We start from the raw sequence: 20,789 nt of genomic DNA on the forward strand, positions 1-20,789 counted from the left end.
TGTCCGCACGGCCCATATTGGCGCATTCCGGGCCGTCGGCACGGGTTCACTTAGGTTGCCCTTACTTGTAATCTGTACCGGCACTATTCGCGCCTTACCGAACCGCTTCCGGAGACCCCGTGCCCAGCCCCTACAGAGCCTTGTTCGCCGCACCCGGCAGCAGGGCCTTCTCCGCCGCCGGATTCCTCGGCCGGATGCCGCTGTCGATGATGGGCGTCGGCGTGGTCACGATGGTCTCCCAGGTCACCGGGCGCTACGGCCTCGCGGGCGCCCTGTCGGCCACCCTCGCGCTGTCCGCCGCCGCCATCGGCCCGCGCGTCTCCCGGCTGGTGGACCGCCACGGACAGCGCCGCGTGCTGCGCCCGGCGACCCTGGTGGCCCTGACCGCGGCGGCCGGACTACTGCTCGCCGTCCGGCTCCGGTGGCCGGACTGGGTGCTGTTCGTCTGCGCCGCCGGGACCGGCTCGGTGCCGAGCCTGGGCGCGATGATCCGGGCCCGCTGGGCCGCGCTGTACCGGGGCACGCCCCAGCTCCACACCGCGTACTCCTTCGAGTCGGTGGTGGACGAGGTCTGCTTCATCTTCGGGCCGATCGTCTCCATCGGCCTGTCCACGGCCTGGTTCCCGGAGGCGGGCCCGCTGCTGGCCGCCTGTTTCCTCGCGGCCGGCGTCTTCTGGCTGACCGCCCAGCAGGCCACCGAACCGGTGCCGCACCCGGACGAGCGGCACGGCGGCGGCAGCGCGCTGCGCTCGGTGGGGCTGCGGGTGCTGGTGGCCACCTTCGTCGCGACCGGATCGATCTTCGGCGCGGTGGACGTGGTCACCGTCGCCTTCGCCGACGAGCGCGGCCACAAGGGCGCCGCGAGCCTCGTCCTCGCGCTGTACGCGGCCGGTTCCTGCGTGGCCGGCGTGGTCTTCGGGCTGATGCGCTTCGGCGGGGCGCCGGAACGCCGCTGGCTGCTGGGCGTGGCGGCGATGGCCGTGAGTATGATCCCCCTCCTACTGGTCGGAAACCTGCCGCTTCTGGCCGTGGCGCTGTTCGTTGCGGGGCTGTCCATCGCGCCGACGATGATCACGACGATGTCCCTCATCGAGGAGCACGTACCTCGCGCGCGGCTCACCGAGGGCATGACCTGGGTGAGCACCGGCCTGGCGGTCGGTGTCGCGCTCGGCTCGTCCGCGGCCGGCTGGGCGATCGACGCGGCCGGGGCGCGGGCCGGGTACGGGGTTCCGGCCGTGTCCGGGGCCGTCGCGGTCGTGGTCGGTTTCCTCGGGTACCGCCGGCTGCGCAGGCCGGCGGCGGGGCGGGGAGGCACCGTTGAGCAGCACAGCGAGCGGGACGTACGGAACCTGGCGTAACTGGGGCGGCAACGTCACCGCGCGGCCCGTCAGGCAGGTCGCGCCGGCGTCGGTGGAGGAACTGGCCGCGGCGGTGCGCCGGGCCCGGGAGGACGGCCTGAAGGTGAAGGCGGTCGGCACCGGGCACTCCTTCACCTCGATCGCCGCCACCGACGGTGTCCTGATCCGCCCTCAACTGTTGACGGGTGTACGCACCATTGACCGGCAAGCCATGACGGTCACGGTGGAGGCGGGCACCCCGCTCAAGAGACTCAATGCCGCCCTCGCGCGCGAGGGTCTGTCGCTCACCAATATGGGCGACATCATGGAGCAGACCGTCTCCGGAGCCACCAGCACCGGCACCCACGGCACGGGCCGCACCTCCGGCTCCATCGCCGCCCAGATCAAGGGGCTGGAACTCGTCACGGCCGACGGATCCGTCCTCACCTGCTCCGAGCGCGAGAACCCCGAGGTTTTCGCCGCCGCCCGGATCGGCCTCGGCGCGCTGGGCGTCGTCACCGCGATCACGTTCGCCGTCGAGCCCCTCTTCCTGCTCACGGCGCGCGAGGAACCGATGCCGCTGGAGCGGGTCCTGTCGGAGTTCGACCAGCTGTGGGCGGAGAACGAGCACTTCGAGTTCTACTGGTTCCCGCACACCGGGAACACCACCACCAAGCGCAACAACCGCAGCGCGGGTCCCCGGCGGCCGGTGGGACAGGCGGCCGCCTGGTTCGAGGACGAGTTCCTGTCCAACGGCGTGTTCCAGGTGGCCCAGTGGGCCGGCCGGGCCGCGCCGGCCGCCGTCCCGGCCATCGCCCGGATCTCCAGCAGGGCCCTGTCCGCGCGGACGTACACCGATATCCCCTACAAGGTGTTCACCTCGCCGCGCCGGGTGCGCTTCGTGGAGATGGAGTACGCCGTCCCGCGCGCCGCCGTGGTGGAGACCCTGCGCGAGCTGCGGACCATGGTCGACCGCTCGGGGCTGCGGATCAGCTTCCCGGTGGAGGTGCGCACCGCCCCGGCCGACGACATCACCCTGTCCACCGCCTCCGGCCGGGACAGCGCCTACATCGCCGTGCACATGTTCCGGGGCACGCCGTACCAGGCGTACTTCACGGCCGCCGAGCGCATCTTCACCGCGCACGAGGGGCGGCCGCACTGGGGAAAGGTGCACACCCGGGACGCCGAGTACTTCTCCCGGGTGTATCCGCGTTTCGGCGAGTTCACGGCGTTGCGGAACCGTCTCGACCCGGACCGGCTGTTCCAGAACGACTATCTGCGGAGGGTCCTGGGGGCGTAGGCGCCGTGGCGGACGCACCGGGCGCGCTGGGTGTGGGGCTCGGGGTGGCGGGGGCCGACGGGGTGGCCGGGGTGCCGCTCGGGGTCCCGCCGGAGCCGTCACCCGGCTCGCCGCCCGGGGAGCCGCCGGGCGTCGGGGACACGCTGCGGGACGTGTCACCGCCGTCCGCTGGGGTGCGCCGGGGGGAGGGCGTGTCCGACGGGGCCGGCGTGTGGTCGGAGCGGGCGCCGGAGGAGTTCCGGCCGGTGACGGCGTCGCTCACGGTCGTGCCCTTGCCGCCGCTGAAGCTGTTGCCGGAGATCAGTTCGTACGCCGTGATACCGGCCATCGTGACGCCGAAGACGAGGGCGGCGGCGACCAGCGGGCGGCGCCAGCTCTTCACCCGCGCGCGGTAGACGGTGCCCTCGGTGAACTCCCCCGGGGCCGGCACCGTCCGCTCCCGGGGCCGGGCCGCCACCACCGCCTTCTCCCTCAGCTGTTCCCCGGTCCGCTTGAAGAAGTGCTGGAGGACCGTTCCGCCGCAGGTGGCGAGGACGCTGACCACACCGGCGCCGAGGATCGTGCCGTACACCCCGAAATACGAAGCCAGTTTGGCCGCCACGACCGCCGCCAGGGCGCCGCCCGCCACCTGGGGGACGTTCAGATCGATCCGCTTGCGCCCCGTATCGGGTGTCTCACGCATACCCGGAACTTGCCTTCCTTTCCCGTACTTGATCGACATTGACCGACCGACTGCACGAGAAGGGGACGTATGGACGAAACCATTAGTTCCGTTTCTGGCGATTGCGTGAAGTTCACCACGTCATGATCGACAAAACCGGTTGCGAACGGCCAAGTCGTACCCCTTGCGAGAAGTTGGCCAGCGCGCCAATCCACGCACGTGGCCCGAATGGAGTACTGTTGCGAGCCCTGGGTCCGGTCTCCCACCAGGAGGTCCGCGGCCCCGCTGGATCACCGGGAGGGGACTAGTTGCACAGGGTGACAGAGTTGGTCACTTAGCGTGGCGAACAGGTAACCGTGCCATAACGGCGGTCCCGGGCCCGCGCCCGACACGCCGGGCAACTCGGCAAGGTTGTGGCAGGCTGCACCCGGGCAGGCCACACTCGACTAGCGGAAGCAGCGACGCACGTGACGTCGGCAGGCACCACCCGGGAGGTCCCCATGCCCGAACTGCGTGTCGTGGCCGTCTCGAATGACGGCACACGGCTGGTGCTGAAGGCTGCCGACTCCACGGAGTACACACTTCCGATCGACGAACGGCTGCGCGCCGCCGTGCGCGGCGACCGGCCGCGTCTCGGCCAGATCGAGATCGAGGTCGAGAGTCATCTGCGCCCGCGGGACATCCAGGCCCGGATACGAGCCGGGGCCACCGCGGAAGAGGTCGCACAGCTCGCCGGCATCCCCGTCGACCGGGTGCGTCGCTTCGAGGGGCCCGTGCTGGCCGAGCGCGCCTTCATGGCCGAGCGCGCCCGCAAGACCCCCGTCCGCCGCCCCGGCGAGAACTCCGGCCCGCTGCTCGGCGAGGCCGTGCAGGAACGGCTGCTGCTGCGCGGCGCCGACAAGGACACCGTGCAGTGGGACTCCTGGCGCCGCGACGACGGCACCTGGGAGGTGCTCCTCGTCTACCGGGTCGCGGGCGAACCGCACTCGGCGAGCTGGACGTACGACCCGCCCCGGCGGCTCGTCCAGGCCGTCGACGACGAGGCGCGCTCGCTGATCGGTGAGTCCGACGACCTCGCCGCGCCCGAGCCGAGCTTCCCGTTCGTCCCCCGGATCGCCCGGCTGCCCCGCGAACGCTCGATGGACCGTGCGCTCGAACGGGTGGACCGGGAGCGGCCCGGCCTGTCCGCGCAACCGCCGGAGCCGGCCGAGGAGAGCACGGGCGAGCGCGACTCGCTGACCAGCCTGCTGGAGGCCGTGCCGAGCTTCCGGGGCGACCTCGTCGTCCCGGAGCGCCCGTCGGACTCCACGGAGGAGCCCGGCGACGAACCCGCCGCCGAGGAGCCGCCGGCGCCCGCCGCCTCGGCCGGCTCCGCCTACGCGGACGTCCTCATGCCACGCTCCGTCGGCAGCCACCGTGACCGGCTCGTCGGCGCGACCGACCGCCAGGCCGAGGCCGACGGCGTCCGCCCCGGCCGCCGCGCCGCCGTGCCGAGCTGGGACGAGATCGTGTTCGGCACCCGCCGCAAGAAGCAGGAGTAGGCAGCCGACGCAGTCGGAAAAAGAGGGGCACGCGTGCGTGCCCCTCTTTTCGCCGGTTTCCGGCCCTGGCGCTACCGCGGGTCCGCCCCCACCGCCACCGGACGCGACGGGTCCGAGGACCACTCCGACCAGGAGCCGACGTACAGGGCCGCCGGGATGCCCGCCACCGCCAGCGCGAGCACCTCGTGGGCGCCGGAGACGCCCGAACCGCAGTACACGCCCACCTCGGTGTCCCCGGACACCCCCAGGGCCTTGAAGCGGTCCCTCAGCTCCGCCGCGGGCAGGAAACGGCCGTCGGGACCCACGTTCTCCGTCGTGGGCGCCGACACCGCGCCCGGGATGTGCCCGCCGACCCGGTCGACCGGCTCCACCTCACCGCGGTACCGCTCCCCCGCGCGGGCGTCCAGCAGCACACCCGTGCGGGCCAGCCCGGCGGCCCCGTCCGCGTCCAGCAGCCCCCCGGCCGCCGGCGCCGGCGTGAAGTCGCCCTCGGCCGGGACCGGCACCTCGGTGGACAGCTCACCCCGCCAGGACGGCAACCCGCCGTCGAGGACCCGCACGTCCGGGTGACCCGTCCAGCGCAGCAGCCACCACGCGCGCGCCGCCGCCCAGCCCTGCCCGCCGTCGTACACGACGACCCGCCGGCCGGCCGACACGCCCGCGCGGCGCATCGCGGCACCGAACTCCGCGAGGTCGGGCAGCGGATGCCGGCCCGCCGCGCCCGGCGCCCCGGCCAGCTCCCGGTCCAGGTCGACGAAGACCGCGCCCGGGATGTGTCCGGCCGCGTACTCGGCCCGGCCGTCGAAGGCGGGCGCGCCGGCCGCCTTGGCCAGACTCAGCTGCCAGCGCACGTCCAGCAGGACGGGCGGATTGCCGCCGGTGAGCGCGGGCAGGAGTTCGGATGCGGTGATGATGGCTGTCATGGGGTCCATCCATACGCCAGGGGTGGCCGCGGCGTCCAGGTCCGGCTACTCTGCTCGGCCGGACAGGCTCGATCACGGTCCGTACGGGATCGAGCACATGGTGTACCACTGACGGACACCGTCGGCCATCGCGGATGCGGCGGAAGGCGGCGGATCGGGCATCCTCTCGTAGGTACGGCGAGCGGCGCGGTACGGCCCCGCGGCACCCGGAGGATGCGGGGACCGGCACGGGCGTGCGCGCCGACGGCGCGGACACCCTTCCGGGGAGCGGAAGCGACACGGCCACCGCGAGGGGCCGGGGAGAGAGTGATCGATGACCGAGGCACGGGAGCCGGCCGGTCCGCACGCGCGGCGCCTGCCCGGCACACCCTGCTGGGTGAGCCTGATGGTGCACGGGCTGGACGCCACCGAGGAGTTCTACGGCGAGCTGTTCGGCTGGGAGTTCCGGCCCGGCCCGCAGCAGCTCGGCCCGTATGTGCGGGCGCTGCTCGACGGGCGGGAGGTGGCGGGCGTGGGCCGGCTGCCGACGGACCGCCGGCTGCCGGTCGCCTGGACCCCGTACCTCGCCTCGGACGACGCGGACCGGACCGCCGACACGGTACGGCTGTGCGGCGGCACGGTGGCCGTCGGCCCGCTGGACGCCGCCGAGGCCGGGCGGATGGCGATCGCCGCCGATCCCTCCGGGGCGGTGTTCGGGATCTGGGAGGGCGTCGCGCACCCCGGCACGGCCCTGACCGGCGTGCCGGGCACCCCCGTGTGGAACGAACTGCTCACCTTCGAGACGGAAAGCGTCACGAAGTTCTACAAAAGCGTTTTTCCGTACGAGGAGGAGCCGGTGGTCTCCGCCGGTGACGACTGTCTGACCCTGCGTCTGGACGGCCGTCCGGTGGCCGGGCTGCACGGCGTGGGCCACGGCCTGCCCCCGGACCGGGGACCGCACTGGCGGACGTACTTCGAGGTCGCCGACCTCGACGCGACGCTGCGCCGGGTGGCGGAGCTGGGCGGCCGGGTCCTCGCACCGGCGTACGACGGGCCGCACGGACGGGTGGCGACGGTGGCGGACCCGGAGGGCGCCGAGTTCTCGGTGATCCAGGGTCCGCACTGAGCCCTCAAGGGGGCCGGTGATCCAGCGGCCGGGCCGAGCCCTCAGGAGGGCGAGACGGGCAGTACGTCCGGGGACAGGGCCGCCGCGCGGGCCGTCGCGGCGGTCATCCGGCGCCGGTGGTGCCGACGGCACAGCACCTCGTAGCCGACCTCGCCCGCGGACTGGTTGACGTCGCCGACGACCACCTGGGCGCCCTCGACCACCATCTCGCCGTCTATCGTGCGGGCGTTGTGCGTGGCCCGGGCACCGCACCAGCACAGCGCCTCGACCTGGAGCACCTCGATCCGGTCGGCCAGCTCCACCAGCCGCTGCGAGCCGGGGAACAGCTTGGAGCGGAAGTCGGTGGTGATGCCGAAGGCGAAGACGTCCAGGCCGAGATCGTCCACCACGCGCGCGAGCTGGTCGATCTGCTCGGGCGCCAGGAACTGCGCCTCGTCCGCGATCACATAGTCGGCCCGGCCGCCCTGGGTGAGGTGGTCCACGAGGTACGCGTACAGGTCCTTGCCGTCCTCGGCCTCCACCGCCTCGGTGACCAGGCCCAGCCGGGAGGACAGCTTGCCCTCGCCCGCGCGGTCGTTCCGGGTGAAGATCACGCCCGCCAGGCCGCGCGCGGACCGGTTGTGCTCGATCTGCAGAGCCAGCGTCGACTTCCCGCAGTCCATCGTTCCGGAGAAGAACACCAGCTCGGGCATGAGGGGTTGAGCACCTTTCGGCGAAATCGGTGAAAAGGGAGGGGGGAAGGTCAGGTCAGGAACGTACTTCGAGCAGCGGAACGAGCTGTTCCGCCGGGGTCATCGAGCCGTGGTTGCCGACCAGCGCCGACTCCTTGGGCTCCCGCTCGGAGGCGATGATCAGCACGTCGTCGTGCGCGGCGGCGATCACGTCCCCGATCCGCGGGTACACGCGCTCGTCGCATTCACCGGGCCGCCCGAACCAGCCGGCCGCGATCGCCTCGTCCCGCGAGGCCACCCAGAACTGCTCGCCGAGCACCTCGCGCCACACGGCCAGCACGTCGTTCTCGGCGCCCGGCACCGCGTACACGTGCCGGGCCCGGCCCTCGCCGCCCAGCAGCGCGACACCGGCCCGCAGCTCCCAGTCCTCGTCGAAGTCGATGCGGTGCCGCTCGTCGAACGGCACGTCGACCATGCCGTGGTCGGCGGTGACGTACAGGGCGCTGCGCGGGGGCAGCTGCTCGGCCAGCCGCTGGGCGAGCCGGTCGACGTACATCAGCTGGCCGCGCCAGGTGTCGGAGGCGATGCCGTAGCGGTGCCCGGAGCCGTCCAGTTCGGCGTAGTACGTGTACACCAGCGAGCGGTCGCCGGCGGCCAGTTGCTCGGCCGCGAGGTCCATGCGCTCCTCGCCGGTGAGCCGCCCGTGGAAGGTGCCGCCGCTGAGCGCGACCTTGGTGAGCGGGGTGTGCTCGAAGGCGGGCGAGGTCACCTGGGCGGTGTGCACCCCGGCCTGGTGGGCCAGCTGGAAGACGGTGGGGTACGGCTGCCAGGCGCCCGGTTCGGTGTACGGCTGCCAGCGGAGCTGGTTCATCAGCTCGCCGGTGGCCGGGTTGCGCACGGCGTATCCGGGCAGACCGTGGGCACCGGGCGGCAGGCCGGTGCCGACGGAGGCGAGGGAGGTCGCGGTGGTCGCCGGGTAGCCAGCGGTGAGCGGGCGGCCGGTGCCGCCGCGGGAGCTGCCGAGCAGCGAGGTCAGGAAGGGGGCCTCGTCCGGGTGGGCGGCGAGCTGCTCCCAGCCCAGGCCGTCGACGAGGAAGACGCAGACCCGGTCGGCGGGGGTCAGTTCGCCGATCGTGGCGGTCGGGCCGGGGACGCCGAGGCCGGCGGCCAGGGTGGGCAGCAGGTCGGCGAGGGAGCCGCTGCCGTACTCGGGCAGCGGCGCGGTGTCCAGGGCGAGGGGCTCCGGGTGGTCCCAGGCGGAGAGCTGGGACATCAGCGGGTGAGGTCCGCGGTCGCCTCCGAGATGGCCTGCGCGAAGGCGAGCGCCTGGCGCACCGTCTCCGGGCCGTCCCCGGCCTCGCTGACACGCAGGCTGAGGTCGTCCGCCGTGGAGCTGCCCGTGTAGCCGTGGTCGGCGTCGCAGTTGGGGTCGCCGCAGGCGGCGGGCTCCAGGTCGATGCGGTTGACCGCGCCCCAGCCGATGGTCAGCACCACCTCGCGGGGCAGCGTGCCCGGCGTGTACTGCTCGGGGTTGGCGACGACCCGGCTGACCACGACCGACGAGATCCGGTCGAGCTTCACGGACTCGGTGGAGGTGGTGGCGTACGGCGTCGGGGAGGTGCTGTCGGCGGCCTGCTCGTCGGTGTGGCTGACGATGAAGCGGTTGCCGGTGAGGACCAGCACGGTGACGTGCCGGCGGACCTCGTTCTGGTCGAACGTCGTCTCCTGGTGGACCAGGTACGACCGGACGGGCTCGCCGCCCACAGCGGCCTCCACCGCCTCGGCCACGAGGGCCGGGTAGTAGCCGCTGCGCTCGATCGCCGCGCGCAGCCCCTGGGTCGTCGTACTGGTCTTGGCCATGGCGTCCATCCTAATCCGTGGGCAGGGGCACTCCGGGCCAGTCGGACGGACCGGGGGCGGGTGTGGCCGGAGGGTTGCGGACGGCGGCGGGGCCGCTCAGTAGGCCGGCATCGTGCGCGGGCCGAGGTCGTCCCGGGCGGGCGGGGGCGCGAGCCGTACCGTGGCGCCGAGGACGCTCACGCCGTGCGGGGCGACGACGACCGGCTCCAGGGTGACCGCGACCACCTCCGGGTGGTCGTCGACCAGCCGGGACACCCGCAGCAGCAGCTCCTCCAGGGCGGGGGTGTCCACGGGTGTGGAGCCGCGCCAGCCGAACAGCAGCGGCGCGGTGCGTATGGAGCGCACCAGCGAGGTGGCCTCCCGGTCCGTGACGGGGATGAGCCGGTGGGCCATGTCCCCGAGCAGCTGGGAGGCGGCGCCGGCCAGGCCGAAGGACAGCACGGCCCCGGCCGCCGGGTCGATCACCGCGCGGACGACGGTGTCCACGCCCCGGGGCGCCATCGCCTGCACCACCGGCCGCAGCTCCTGCGGCGGCCCGAACAGCTCGGTCAACTCGGCGTACGCCCGCAGCAGTTGTTCCTCGTCCGCGAGGTCCAGCCGGACCCCGCCCAGGTCGGCGCGGTGCCTGAGGTGCGGGGCGGTCGCCTTGAGGGCCACCGGGTAGCCGAGCGCGCGGGCGGCGTCCACGGCGGCGTCCGGGCCGGGCGCGGGCAGGGCCCGGCGCACGGGGATGCCGTACCGGCCGAGCAGCTCGCAGGTCTGCTCGGCGGAGATCGTGAGCCCTTCGCCTCGGGCGAGCAGCTCGCCGATCAGCCGGGCGGCCCCCTTCTCGTCGATGTCGTCGAACTCCGGCACCTTTCCCGGATCGGCCGCCTCCCGCCGCCACCGCGCGTACCTCACGGCTTCGGCGAGCGCCCGCACCGCGCGTTCGGCGGCGGGGTAGGCGGGGATGAGACGGGGGCCGGTCCGGGGGGTTGCGGGGGCTGCCGGGGGCACTGGTCGTGCCGGTGGTGCGGGGGTTGCCGGGGGCTGGGGGGTTTCGGTGGCAGGAGTCGACGGAGTGGCGGACGCTCGTCCAGCTGTCTCGGCGGCCGGTCGTTCCGCTCGCGCACCCGGCGCGCCTTCCGCACGGCGGGCCGGACGGGCGTCGGCCTCCGCGCCTGGCGTCTTGTCGGCGGCCCCCGGTGCGCCCGGCGCCCCCGGTGCCGTGCTCGTCGCGGCCGAGAGTGCCTGTGCCAGCCCGCCCAGCTCGACATGGACCACCAGCACCGGCTTGCCCGGCACCGCCGCCGCGGCCGACCGCAGTGCCTCCGCCAGTTCCGCGTCCCCGGGCGACCCTTCCCCGATCGCGGGGATCGCCGTGACGACGACGGCGTCGTTCGTGTCGTCGGCCAGCGCGTCGGCCAGCGCCCGGTGGAAGTCCTCCGCCGTCGCCCCGGTGGTCAGGTCCACGGGCCGGGCCGGCCGCAGCCCCTCCGCCACACACCGGTCGTACGTCAGCACGCCGAGGGACTCGGAGTTGCCGAGGATGGCCACGCGCGGTCCCGCGGGCAGCGGCTGGCGGGCGAGCAGCAGCCCCGCGTCGACCAGCTCGGTGATGGTGTCGACCCGGATCACCCCGGCCTGCCGCAGCAGCGCGGACACCGTCGCGTACGGCAGCCGGGTGGCGCGTACCGCGTGCCCCTGCGGGGCGGTGCCGGTGCCCTGCACGACGACCAGCGGCTTGGCCGCGGCGGTGCGCCGGGCGAGCCGGGTGAACTTGCGGGGGTTGCCGATGGACTCCAGGTACATGAGGACGACGTCGGTGTCCGGGTCGTCGTACCAGTACTGCAGGACGTCGTTGCCGGAGACGTCGGCGCGGTTGCCGGCGGACACGAACGTGGAGACGCCCGTGACGCCGGTCACCCCTCCCCCGCGCCGGTGCAGCCGGGACAGCAGGGCGATGCCGATGGCGCCGGACTGGGCGAAGAGCCCGATGCGGCCGGGGCGGGGCGGCTCGGGGGCGAGCGAGGCGTTCAGCCGGACGTCGTCGGCGGTGTTGATGATCCCGAAGGCGTTGGGGCCGATGAGCCGCATGCCGTGGGCGCGGGCGGCCCGGACCAGCGCGCGCTGCCGTTCGCGCCCCTCGGGGCCGCTCTCGGCGTACCCGGCGGACAGGACGACCAGCCCCTGGACGCCGTGCTCGCCGCACTCGGCGACCACGGCGGGCACCTGCTCGGCCGGTACGGCGACGACGGCCAGGTCCACGTGCCCGTCGATGTCGCGCACCGAGCGGTGCGCGGGCACCCCGTCGATCTCCTTGAGGTCCTCGGGGAACGCCTTGTTCACGGCGTGCAGCGGGCCCGCGTAGCCGGCCTCGCGGATGTTGCCGAGGATGCTGCGGCCCACCCCGCCGGATGCGCGGCCGACGCCGACGACCGCGACCGAGCCGGGCGCGAGGAGCCGCCTTACCGAGCGGGCCTCGGCGCGCTGTTCCCGGGCGTGCTGCACGGCCATGGAGCGGTCGGTGGGTTCGAGGTCCAGCTCCAGGCGTACGACGCCGTCCTCGAAGCTGCGCTTCTGGGTGTAGCCGGCGTCCGTGAACACCTTGATCATCTTGGTGTTGGCGGGGAGCACCTCGGCGGCGAAGCGGCGGATGCCGCGCTCGCGCGCGACGGCCGCGATGTGCTCCAGGAGGGCGGAGGCGACCCCGCGGCCCTGGTGGGCGTCCTGGACCAGGAAGGCGACCTCGGCCTCGTCGGCGGGCGCGGAGGCGGGCAGGCCGTCGGTGCCGATGCGGTCGTAGCGTACGGTGGCGATGAACTCGCCGCCGATGGTGGCCGCGAGTCCCACCCGGTCCACGAAGTCGTGGTGCGTGAAGCGGTGGACGTCCTTGGCGGACAGGCGTGGGTACGGCGCGAAGAAGCGGTAGTACTTCGACTCGTCCGAGACCTGCTCGTAGAAACTGACCAGGCGGTCGGCGTCATCGACGGTGATGGGCCTGATGCGCGCGGTACCGCCGTCGCGCAGCACCACGTCCGCCTCCCAGTGGGCGGGGTAGTGGTGCCGGTCCTGCCGGTCCGCCGAGGTGTGCATGGGCCCCAGCGTAAGGGTCGCGTACGACAACGGCGCGAGGCAGTCTATGGGGGCGACGCCGGACCGAGGCCGCGGTCCGGGGTCGCGCCGGAGCGGTCCCCGCGGGCACGCTCCGGGCACGCTTCACGATATGGGAGACTGGTCTAGACAACCCTGAGTACTGAAGGGCAGCAACACATGGCTGAGCGCCGCGTCAACGTCGGCTGGGCCGAGGGCCTCCACGCCCGCCCCGCTTCTCTCTTCGTCCGAGCCGCCACGGCCACAGGCGTCCCGGTGACGATCGCCAAGGCCGGGGGCAACCCCGTCAACGCGGCCTCGATGCTGGCCGTCCTGGGTCTGGGCGCCCAGGGTGGCGAGGAGATCGTCCTCGCCTCCGACGCCGAGGGCGCCGACGCCGCCCTGGACCGTCTGGCCAAGCTGGTCTCCGAGGGCCTGGAGGAGCTGCCCGAGACCGTCTGAGCACGACCGGGAGGCCGCGCCGTCCGCACCGGGCGGCGCGGCTTCCGCGTTTTCAGCGCCACTTCTGCCGGGGCGCCTACGACATTCCGGCCGGCCGAATTCTCGAGGACGGTCCCGTCGACCGCGCCCACCCGGACCTCCGCGACCGTGAATTTCCGGCACCGTAAAAGGGCAGCCCGCGAAAAGGGCAGCGGAAAACACCGCCGTCGAATAACCCTTCTTTGTATACGGTGCCCGTGTTAATGCCGCAGGCCCGACATGTTTACGGCATGTTGCGAAGTCCTCACACGCTCCCCGGCGCCGGAAAAGCGCAGCCGGTGCGCGCCGGCCGCGCGCTCGGCGTGCAGTGCCGTCAGCGCCCGCGCGCGTTCACCGTCCCCGCGCGCCACCGCGTCCACGATCGCGCCGTGCTCCACCCAGGACTCCACCGGACTCACCGGTGGCTCCACCGCGTACATCCAGGCGACCTTGTGCCGCAGCTGGGTCAGCATCGAGGTCAGCGACGGGCTGCCGCAGGCCTGGGCGAGCGTCTCGTGGAACCAGCCGCCGAGCGAGCGCAGGTCCTCGCTGTTGCCCTTCCTGGCCCGCTCCTGGCCCAGCCGGACCAGGCCGCGCAGCACCTTCAGATGGGCCTCCGTGCGCCGCTGGGCGGCCCGCGCGGCGCCCAGCGGCTCCAGCAGCGTCCGCATCTCCAGCACGTCGGCGGCCTCCTGCTCGGTCGGCTCGGCCACACACGCGCCCGCGTGCCGGCGCGTCACCACGAAGCCCTCGGCCTCCAGCGTGCGCAGCGCCTCGCGGACGGGGACGCGCGAGACACCGTAGCGGCGGGCCAGGACTTCCTCGGTGAGCCGGCTGCCGCGCTCGTAGACACCCGCGACGATGTCGTCCCGGACAGCGGTGCACACCGAGTGCGCCGGAATACGCATGACCGACCTCCGCCTTAATCCCCGTGAAACGCCGACGCTGGACGCGTTTCCCGTGACTCTATTCCAGCGGGCCGGAATTTCCGACGGCGGGTGGTAATCCATGGATATTTTTTGGACAACGAGTCCGGCGGAGGGCGTGAAAAACGGCGAAAGCCCCGGCTCGGTGAGCCGGGGCCGCCGGAAACGCGCGGGGCGTCAGATGTGCACGCCGTGCCCGCGGAGGTAGGCGACGGGGTCGATGTCCGAGCCGTAGTCGGGCGTCGTGCGCGCCTCGAAGTGGAGGTGCGGGCCGGTGACGTTGCCCGTGGCGCCGGACAGACCGATCTGCTGGCCCGGCTCGACCTGCTGGCCCACCGTGACGCCGATGGAGGACAGGTGCCCGTACTGCGTGTACATGCCGTCGGCCATCCGGATCACCACCTGGTTGCCGTAGGCGCCGCCCCAGCCGGTGGCGACGACCGTGCCGGCGCCCACCGAGTGCACCGTGGTGCCGCTGGCCGCGTGGAAGTCGATGCCGGTGTGCGAGCCGGAGGACCACAGGGAGCTGGAGGCCTGGTAGGCGGTGGAGACGTAGGAGTGCGCGATGGGGGCGACGAAGGTGTTCAGCCGGCGGCGCTCGGCCTCGCGCGCGGCGCGGACCCGCTCCTCCTCGGCCCGCTCGGCGGCGGCCTTCGCCGCGGCCTCCTCGGCCGCCTTGCGGTCGGCGGCCTGCTGCTGGGCGGTGGCCTGCGCGTCGATCTGCTCGGCGACGTCCTCGGTGGCGGCGATGACCGGCGTGAGGCCGGTCTGGTCCACGGGGTTGTCGGCGGCGAGCGCCGGGGAGGCGGCGAGGGTGCCGATGACACCGGTGGTGGTCAGGGCCGCGACGCCGGCCGCCTGAGCGGTGGTGCGCTTGACCCGGCCGGGCTTGCGGTGCTTCCCGGTGGCGCACATGAACGCCATGAAGTGGCTGGTCCTTTCCTTCCCTCTCGCCTACCGGGTTAGCTGACGGGTTCGGAGCAGGAAGGTCTCCTACGGACCCCCTCGCTCGCGCGCGGGCGCCCGATTCACCCCAGGGACGGTGGGTCCCCGGCTCCCCTGGCTCGCGCCGTACGGGGACTCGGCGATGGCTGTCCGGTGCCGCGGGTGCGGCGCACTGCCTGACGAACAGCCCGGATGACGCTACGGCGGCCCGCTTTCGATCCTCAAACGGATCCGGTGTTTTGTAGCGCATCCCACAGGTCAGACAGGCAACCTCCGCCCCAAAACGGGCATCTGAGGGACCGAGTGGAACAGCGTGGGGCCCTGACGGCTTACGGGCCGTCAGGGCCCCACGCGCGCGCGTGTATGTGCCGGGCCGCTACTCGGCCGGCACCACGGTCACCTCACCGATGCCGAGCGCCTCGACCGGCGCCTTGATCTGGGAGGCGTCGCCGACGAGCACGGTCACCAGGCGGTCCACCGGGAAGGCGTTCACGACGGCCGCGGTGGCCTCCACGGTGCCCGTGGCGGCCAGCTGCCGGTACAGCGTCGCCTGGAAGTCGTCGGGCAGGTGCTGCTCGACCTGGTCGGCCAGCGTGCTCGCGACGGCCGCCGCGGTCTCGTACTTCAGCGGCGCCACACCGACGAGGTTCTGCACGGCGACGTCCCGCTCGGCGTCGGTCAGGCCCTCCGCCGCGACGGTGCGCAGCACCTTCCACAGGTCGTCCAGCGCCGGGCCGGTGTTCGGCGTGTCCACGGAGCCGCTGATGGCGAGCATGGCCGCGCCCGTGCCGTCCGGCGCGGACCTGAGGACCTGCCCGAAGGAGCGCACGCCGTAGGTGTAGCCCTTCTCCTCGCGCAGGACGCGGTCCAGGCGGGAGGTGAGGGTGCCGCCGAGGCAGTAGGTGCCGAGCACCTGGGCGGGCCACACGCGGTCGTGCCGGTCGGGGCCGACCCGGCCGATGAGCAACTGCGTCTGGACGGCGCCGGGCCGGTCCACGATCACCACGCGCCCGGTGTCGTCGGCGGTCACCGGCGGCACCGGCCGCGGCTCGCCCGGGGTGCCGGTCCAGGCGCCCAGGGTGTCGCCGAGCAGCGCGTCCAGGTCGGTGCCGGTCAGGTCGCCGACGACGACCAGGGTGGCCGTGGCGGGCCGCACATGGCGGTCGTAGAAGGCGCGTACGGCCGCCGCGTCGATCTTCTCGACGGTCTCCTCGGTGCCCTGGCGCGGCCGGGACATGCGCGAGGCCGCCGGGAACAGCTCCTTGGAGAGCTCCTTGGCGGCCCGGCGGGAGGGGTTGGCCAGCTCGTGCGGGATCTCGTCCAGGCGGTTGCGGACGAGGCGCTCGACCTCGCTCGGGGCGAAGGCGGGCGCGCGCAGCGCGTCGGCGAGCAGGCCGAGGCCCTTGGCCAGGCGGGAGACCGGGACCTCCAGGCTGAGCCGGACGCCGGGGTGGTCGGCGTGCGCGTCCAGGGTGGCGCCCGCGCGCTCCAGCTCGGCGGCGAACTCCTCGGCGGAGTGCTGGTCGGTGCCCTCGGAGAAGGCCCGCGCCATGATGGTGGCGACGCCGTCCAGGCCGGCCGGCTCGGCGTCCAGGGGCGCGTCCAGCAGCACCTCGACGGCGACGACCTGCTGGCCGGGGCGGTGGCAGCGCAGCACGGTCAGGCCGTTGTCGAGCGCGGTGCGCTCGGGGGCCGGGAACGCCCAGGGCTTGGCCTCACCGGGCTGCGGCTGGGGGTGGAACTCCATGGTGGCGAGCTCGGTCACTTGGCCGTCTCCTCGTTCTCGGTCTCGTCGCGGCCCGCCTCTACGGTCGCTTCCTGCTCCGGGTCCTCCGGGACGTCGGCGTCGGGGGCGGCCTCCGGGGACTTCGGTTCGTAGACCAGGACCGCGCGGTTGTCGGGCCGCAGGCGGGCCGCCGCGACCTCCCGGACCTCCTCCGGGGTCACCTCCAGGACGCGCTGGACGGCGGTCAGGGCGAGCTGCGGGTCGCCGAACAGGACGGCGTACCGGCACAGTTCGTCGGCGCGGCCGGCGACCGTGCCGAGCCGGTCCAGCCACTCGCGCTCCAGCTGGGCCTGGGCGCGCTCCATCTCCTCGGGGGTGGGCCCCTCCTCCGCGAACCGGGCCAGCTCCTCGTCGATGGCGGTCTCGATCACCGGCACCTCGACGTCACCGGAGGTCTTCACGTCCAGCCAGCCCATGGAGGGCGCGCCGGCCAGACGCAGCAGGCCGAAGCCGGCGGCGACGGCCGTACGGTCGCGGCGCACCAGGCGGTTGTACAGGCGGGAGGACTCGCCGCCGCCGAGGATGGTCAGCGCGAGGTCGGCCGCGTCGCACGCGCGCGTGCCGTCGTGCGGGAGGCGGTAGGCGGCCATCAGGGCGCGCGCGGGGACCTCCTCCACGACGACCTCGCGCTTCTGCTCGCCGATGACCTCCGGCAGGGAGCCGTCGCGGGGCGCGGGCTTGCCGTCGTGGGACGGGATGGAGCCGAAGTACTTCTCGATCCAGGCGAGGGTCTGCTCGGGGTCGATGTCGCCGACCACGGAGAGCACCGCGTTGTTCGGCGCGTAGTAGGTGCGGAAGAACTGGCGGGCGTCCTCCAGGGTGGCCGCGTCCAGGTCCGCCATGGAACCGATCGGCGTGTGGTGGTACGGGTGGCCCTCCGGGTAGGAGAGGGCGGTCAGCTTCTCGAAGGCGGTGCCGTAGGGCACGTTGTCGTACCGCTGGCGGCGCTCGTTCTTGACGACGTCCCGCTGGTTCTCCATGGACTCCTCGTCCAGGGCGGCCAGCAGCGAGCCCATGCGGTCCGCCTCCAGCCACAGGGCCAGCTCCAGCTGGTGGGCGGGCATGGTCTCGAAGTAGTTGGTGCGCTCGAAGCTCGTGGTGCCGTTCAGCGAGCCTCCCGCGCCCTGCACCAGTTCGAAGTGGCCGTTGCCCTTGACCTGCGCGGAGCCCTGGAACATCAGGTGCTCGAAGAGGTGGGCGAGGCCGGTACGCCCCTTGACTTCGTGGCGGGAGCCGACGTCGTACCAGAGGCAGACCGCCGCCACCGGGGTCAGGTGGTCCTCGGAGAGCACCACGCGCAGACCGTTGGCCAGGCGGTGCTCGGTCGCTGCCAGGCCCCCGGAGCCTGCCTCGGCTGTGGTCGTGTGACCCATGGGCATGTACGTCCCTTCGCGAGCGGAGGCGGTTGATGGAAACCGCGGTTGTGCTGCCGTTCCTGCCACTGTATGCAAAGCGTGCGGGGCCTTCGCGAAGTTCCCGCGGACGTACGCCGACAGCGGATCGCGTACGCTGCGTCGGACCCCTTCCCGGACGGTTGCCCGACGCTGGGGGTGCCCCCACTACCCGGTGCCGGCCCGGGCCGCCCGGACCGGGCCGTGCACGGGTTGTCAGTGCCTCGGTCCACAATGGTCGGCGTCAGATCCGTCAAACGCTTCAGCACCAAGCGCCCCGTAGGCGAGCGACCAGATCAGAAGGAGCCAGGCAGCGATGGCCCGCCGCAGCACGAAGACCCCGCCGCCCGACGATTCGTTCGAGGAGAGGATCCTCGACATCGACGTCGTGGACGAGATGCGTGGCTCCTACCTCGAGTACGCGTACTCGGTCATCTACTCGCGCGCCCTGCCGGACGCCCGTGACGGCCTGAAACCGGTGCACCGCCGGATCGTGTACCAGATGAACGAGATGGGCCTGCGCCCCGAACGCGGCTATGTGAAGTGCGCGCGGGTCGTCGGCGAGGTCATGGGCAAGCTGCACCCGCACGGCGACGCGTCGATCTACGACGCGCTGGTGCGCATGGCGCAGCCCTTCTCCATGCGCGTGCCGCTCGTCGACGGCCACGGCAACTTCGGTTCGCTGGGCAACGACGACCCGCCGGCCGCCATGCGGTACACCGAGTGCCGGATGGCCGAGGCGACGGGCCTGATGACCGAGTCGATCGACGAGGACACGGTCGACTTCGCGCCGAACTACGACGGCCAGGAGCAGGAGCCGGTGGCCCTGCCCGCCGCCTTCCCGAACCTGCTGGTCAACGGCGCCTCGGGCATCGCGGTCGGCATGGCGACGAACATGCCGCCGCACAACCTGCGCGAGGTGATCGCCGCCGCCCGCCATCTGATCCGGCACCCGAACGCCGACCTGGACGCGCTGATGAAGCACGTCCCGGGCCCCGACCTGCCCACCGGCGGACGGATCGTCGGCCTGGACGGCATCCGGGACGCGTACGCGACCGGCCGCGGCACCTTCAAGATCCGCGCGACGGTCTCCATCGAGAACGTCACCGCCCGCCGCAAGGGCCTGGTGGTCACGGAACTGCCGTTCACGGTCGGCCCCGAGAAGGTCATCGCGAAGATCAAGGACCTGGTCAACGCGAAGAAGGTCCAGGGCATCGCCGACGTCAAGGACCTCACCGACCGCGAGCACGGCCTGCGTCTGGTCATCGAGATCAAGAACGGCTTCGTGCCGGAGGCGATCCTGGAGCAGCTGTACAAGCTGACCCCGATGGAGGAGTCCTTCGGCATCAACAACGTCGCCCTGGTCGACGGCCAGCCGCTCACCCTCGGCCTGAAGGAGCTGCTGGAGGTCTACCTGGACCACCGCTTCGACGTGGTCCGGCGGCGCAGCGAGTTCCGCCGCGGCAAGAAGCGCGACCGGCTGCACCTGGTCGAGGGCCTGCTGACCGCGCTGGTCGACATCGACGAGGTCATCCGGATCATCCGGTCCAGCGACAACTCGGCGCAGGCCAAGGAGCGCCTGATCGAGCGCTTCTCGCTGAGCGAGGTGCAGACGCAGTACATCCTCGACACGCCGCTGCGCCGGCTCACCCGGTACGACCGGATCGAGCTGGAGGCGGAGAAGGACAAGCTCACCGCGGAGATCGAGGAGCTGACCCGGATCCTGGAGTCGGACGCGGAGCTGCGCAAGCTGGTCTCGGCCGAACTGGCCGCCGTGGCGAAGAAGTTCGGCACCGACCGGCGCACGGTCCTGCTGGAGTCCGCCGCCACTCCGGTCGCCGTGCCGCTCCAGGTGGCCGACGACCCGTGCCGGGTGCTGCTGTCCTCGACCGGGCTGCTGGCCCGTACGGCGACCGACGCGCCGCTTCCGCGGGCGGCGGGCGGCAAGCGGGTCAAGCACGACGTGATCGTCTCGGCCGTGCGGACGACCGCGCGCGGGGTGATCGGCGCGGTGACCTCGGCGGGCCGGCTGCTGCGGATCAACGTGGTCGATCTGCCGCAGCTGCCCGAGCCGACGACCGCGCCGAACCTCTCGGGCGGCGCCCCGCTGGCGGAGTTCGTGTCCCTGGAGGACGACGAGACGGTGGTCTGCCTGACCACGCTGGACGAGTCGTCGCCGGGTCTGGCGCTCGGCACCGAGCAGGGTGTCGTCAAGCGGGTGGTGCCCGACTATCCGTCCAACAAGGACGAGTTGGAGGTCATCACGCTCAAGGAGGGGGACCGGATCGTCGGCGCGGTGGAGCTGCGCACCGGCGAGGAGGACCTGGTGTTCATCACGGACGACGCGCAACTGCTGCGCTTCCAGGCCTCCATCGTCCGCCCGCAGGGCCGTCCGGCGGGCGGCATGACGGGCATCAAGCTCGCCGAGGGCGCGAAGGTGATCTCCTTCACGGCGGTCGACCCGGCCGCCGACGCGGTGGTGTTCACGGTGGCGGGCTCGCGCGGCACGCTGGACGACTCGGTGCAGACGACGGCCAAGCTGACCCCGTTCGACCAGTACCCGCGCAAGGGCCGGGCCACCGGCGGGGTGCGCTGCCAGCGGTTCCTGAAGGGCGAGGACTGCCTGTCGTTTGCCTGGGCGGGCCCGGCGCCGGCACTGGCGGCGCAGAAGAACGGCACCCCGGCGGAGCTGCCGGAGCCGGACCCGCGCCGGGACGGCTCGGGCACCTCGCTGCCGAAGACGGTGGCGGTGGTGGCGGGGCCGGTGCTGTAACCGGGCCACCGGGCGGGC

The 20,789-nt window shown here is 73.0% G+C and carries 16 protein-coding genes and 1 riboswitch; of the genes, 6 read left to right on the plus strand and 10 right to left on the minus strand.

Going from position 1 to position 20,789, the window contains the following annotated elements:
• Positions 1-119: 119 nt before the first annotated feature.
• Together IE251_RS29475 and IE251_RS29480 are read left to right on the plus strand one after the other, a co-directional pair.
• Positions 120-1,358 (plus strand): MFS transporter, encoded by a 1,239-nt coding sequence (locus tag IE251_RS29475; protein WP_189756038.1) that lies wholly within the window; start codon positions 120-122, stop codon positions 1,356-1,358.
• Positions 1,318-2,637, plus strand: coding sequence for a D-arabinono-1,4-lactone oxidase (locus IE251_RS29480; RefSeq protein ID WP_189756039.1), 1,320 nt, complete (start codon positions 1,318-1,320; stop codon positions 2,635-2,637). The genes IE251_RS29475 and IE251_RS29480 overlap by 41 nt, the downstream gene beginning before the upstream one ends.
• Here the strand turns inward: IE251_RS29480 and IE251_RS29485 are convergent.
• On the minus strand, positions 2,561-3,319 hold the full coding sequence (locus IE251_RS29485; RefSeq protein WP_189756040.1) for a hypothetical protein: 759 nt from the start codon (positions 3,317-3,319) through the stop codon (positions 2,561-2,563). The genes IE251_RS29480 and IE251_RS29485 overlap by 77 nt on opposite strands.
• Positions 3,320-3,798: 479 nt before the next feature.
• Between IE251_RS29485 and sepH the strand changes: the two genes are divergently transcribed.
• A complete protein-coding gene (gene sepH / locus IE251_RS29490; RefSeq protein ID WP_189756041.1) occupies positions 3,799-4,839 on the plus strand; it encodes a septation protein SepH in 1,041 nt (346 codons plus the stop codon).
• Positions 4,840-4,910: 71 nt separating this feature from the next.
• Here the strand turns inward: sepH and IE251_RS29495 are convergent, their stop codons facing one another.
• Positions 4,911-5,762: a sulfurtransferase gene (locus tag IE251_RS29495; protein ID WP_189756042.1), complete on the minus strand. Its 852-nt coding sequence runs from the start codon at positions 5,760-5,762 to the stop codon at positions 4,911-4,913.
• A gap of 313 nt (positions 5,763-6,075) precedes the next feature.
• Between IE251_RS29495 and IE251_RS29500 the strand changes: the two genes are divergently transcribed.
• On the plus strand, positions 6,076-6,867 hold the full coding sequence (locus IE251_RS29500) for a VOC family protein (protein ID WP_189756043.1): 792 nt from the start codon (positions 6,076-6,078) through the stop codon (positions 6,865-6,867).
• 41 nt (positions 6,868-6,908) lie between these two features.
• On the opposite strand, the gene IE251_RS29505 is transcribed toward IE251_RS29500, so the two are convergent.
• The 4 genes from IE251_RS29505 to IE251_RS29520 all read right to left on the minus strand — a co-directional run bounded on the left by IE251_RS29505 (position 6,909) and on the right by IE251_RS29520 (position 12,473).
• Entirely contained in the window at positions 6,909-7,559 is a 651-nt protein-coding gene (locus tag IE251_RS29505) for a thymidine kinase (protein ID WP_189756044.1), read from the minus strand.
• Between the two features lie 55 nt (positions 7,560-7,614).
• Positions 7,615-8,811, minus strand: coding sequence for an alkaline phosphatase family protein (locus IE251_RS29510; protein ID WP_189756045.1), 1,197 nt, complete (start codon positions 8,809-8,811; stop codon positions 7,615-7,617).
• On the minus strand, positions 8,811-9,398 hold the full coding sequence (locus IE251_RS29515; protein WP_223283776.1) for a DUF5998 family protein: 588 nt from the start codon (positions 9,396-9,398) through the stop codon (positions 8,811-8,813). The genes IE251_RS29510 and IE251_RS29515 overlap by 1 nt, the downstream gene beginning before the upstream one ends.
• A 96-nt stretch (positions 9,399-9,494) precedes the next feature.
• On the minus strand, positions 9,495-12,473 hold the full coding sequence (locus IE251_RS29520) for a bifunctional acetate--CoA ligase family protein/GNAT family N-acetyltransferase (RefSeq protein ID WP_189756046.1): 2,979 nt from the start codon (positions 12,471-12,473) through the stop codon (positions 9,495-9,497).
• A gap of 177 nt (positions 12,474-12,650) precedes the next feature.
• Between IE251_RS29520 and IE251_RS29525 the strand changes: the two genes are divergently transcribed.
• Complete coding sequence (locus IE251_RS29525; protein ID WP_030609104.1) at positions 12,651-12,932, plus strand: HPr family phosphocarrier protein; 282 nt, start codon at positions 12,651-12,653, stop codon at positions 12,930-12,932.
• Between the two features lie 239 nt (positions 12,933-13,171).
• On the opposite strand, the gene IE251_RS29530 is transcribed toward IE251_RS29525, so the two are convergent.
• The 4 genes from IE251_RS29530 to IE251_RS29545 form a co-directional block, all read right to left on the minus strand.
• Positions 13,172-13,858 (minus strand): GntR family transcriptional regulator, encoded by a 687-nt coding sequence (locus IE251_RS29530; protein ID WP_189756047.1) that lies wholly within the window; start codon positions 13,856-13,858, stop codon positions 13,172-13,174.
• 195 nt (positions 13,859-14,053) lie between these two features.
• Positions 14,054-14,800 carry a M23 family metallopeptidase gene (locus IE251_RS29535; RefSeq protein ID WP_189756048.1) on the minus strand — a complete coding sequence of 249 codons (747 nt, stop codon included), beginning with the start codon at positions 14,798-14,800 and terminating at the stop codon, positions 14,054-14,056.
• A gap of 12 nt (positions 14,801-14,812) precedes the next feature.
• A riboswitch (cyclic di-AMP (ydaO/yuaA leader) is annotated at positions 14,813-14,973 on the minus strand.
• 224 nt (positions 14,974-15,197) lie between these two features.
• On the minus strand, positions 15,198-16,586 hold the full coding sequence (locus tag IE251_RS29540; RefSeq protein WP_189756049.1) for a M16 family metallopeptidase: 1,389 nt from the start codon (positions 16,584-16,586) through the stop codon (positions 15,198-15,200).
• The gene (locus tag IE251_RS29545) at positions 16,583-17,986 is read right to left on the minus strand and encodes a M16 family metallopeptidase (RefSeq protein ID WP_189756050.1); all 1,404 of its coding nucleotides are present in this window, start codon (positions 17,984-17,986) and stop codon (positions 16,583-16,585) included. Before IE251_RS29545 ends, IE251_RS29540 begins: the two co-directional genes overlap by 4 nt.
• A 328-nt stretch (positions 17,987-18,314) precedes the next feature.
• Between IE251_RS29545 and IE251_RS29550 the strand changes: the two genes are divergently transcribed.
• A complete protein-coding gene (locus IE251_RS29550; protein WP_189756051.1) occupies positions 18,315-20,771 on the plus strand; it encodes a DNA gyrase/topoisomerase IV subunit A in 2,457 nt (818 codons plus the stop codon).
• Positions 20,772-20,789 lie beyond the last annotated feature (18 nt).

This window comes from Streptomyces eurythermus (assembly GCF_014649115.1).
In the GTDB taxonomy this organism is placed as follows: Bacteria; Actinomycetota; Actinomycetes; order Streptomycetales; family Streptomycetaceae; genus Streptomyces; species Streptomyces eurythermus.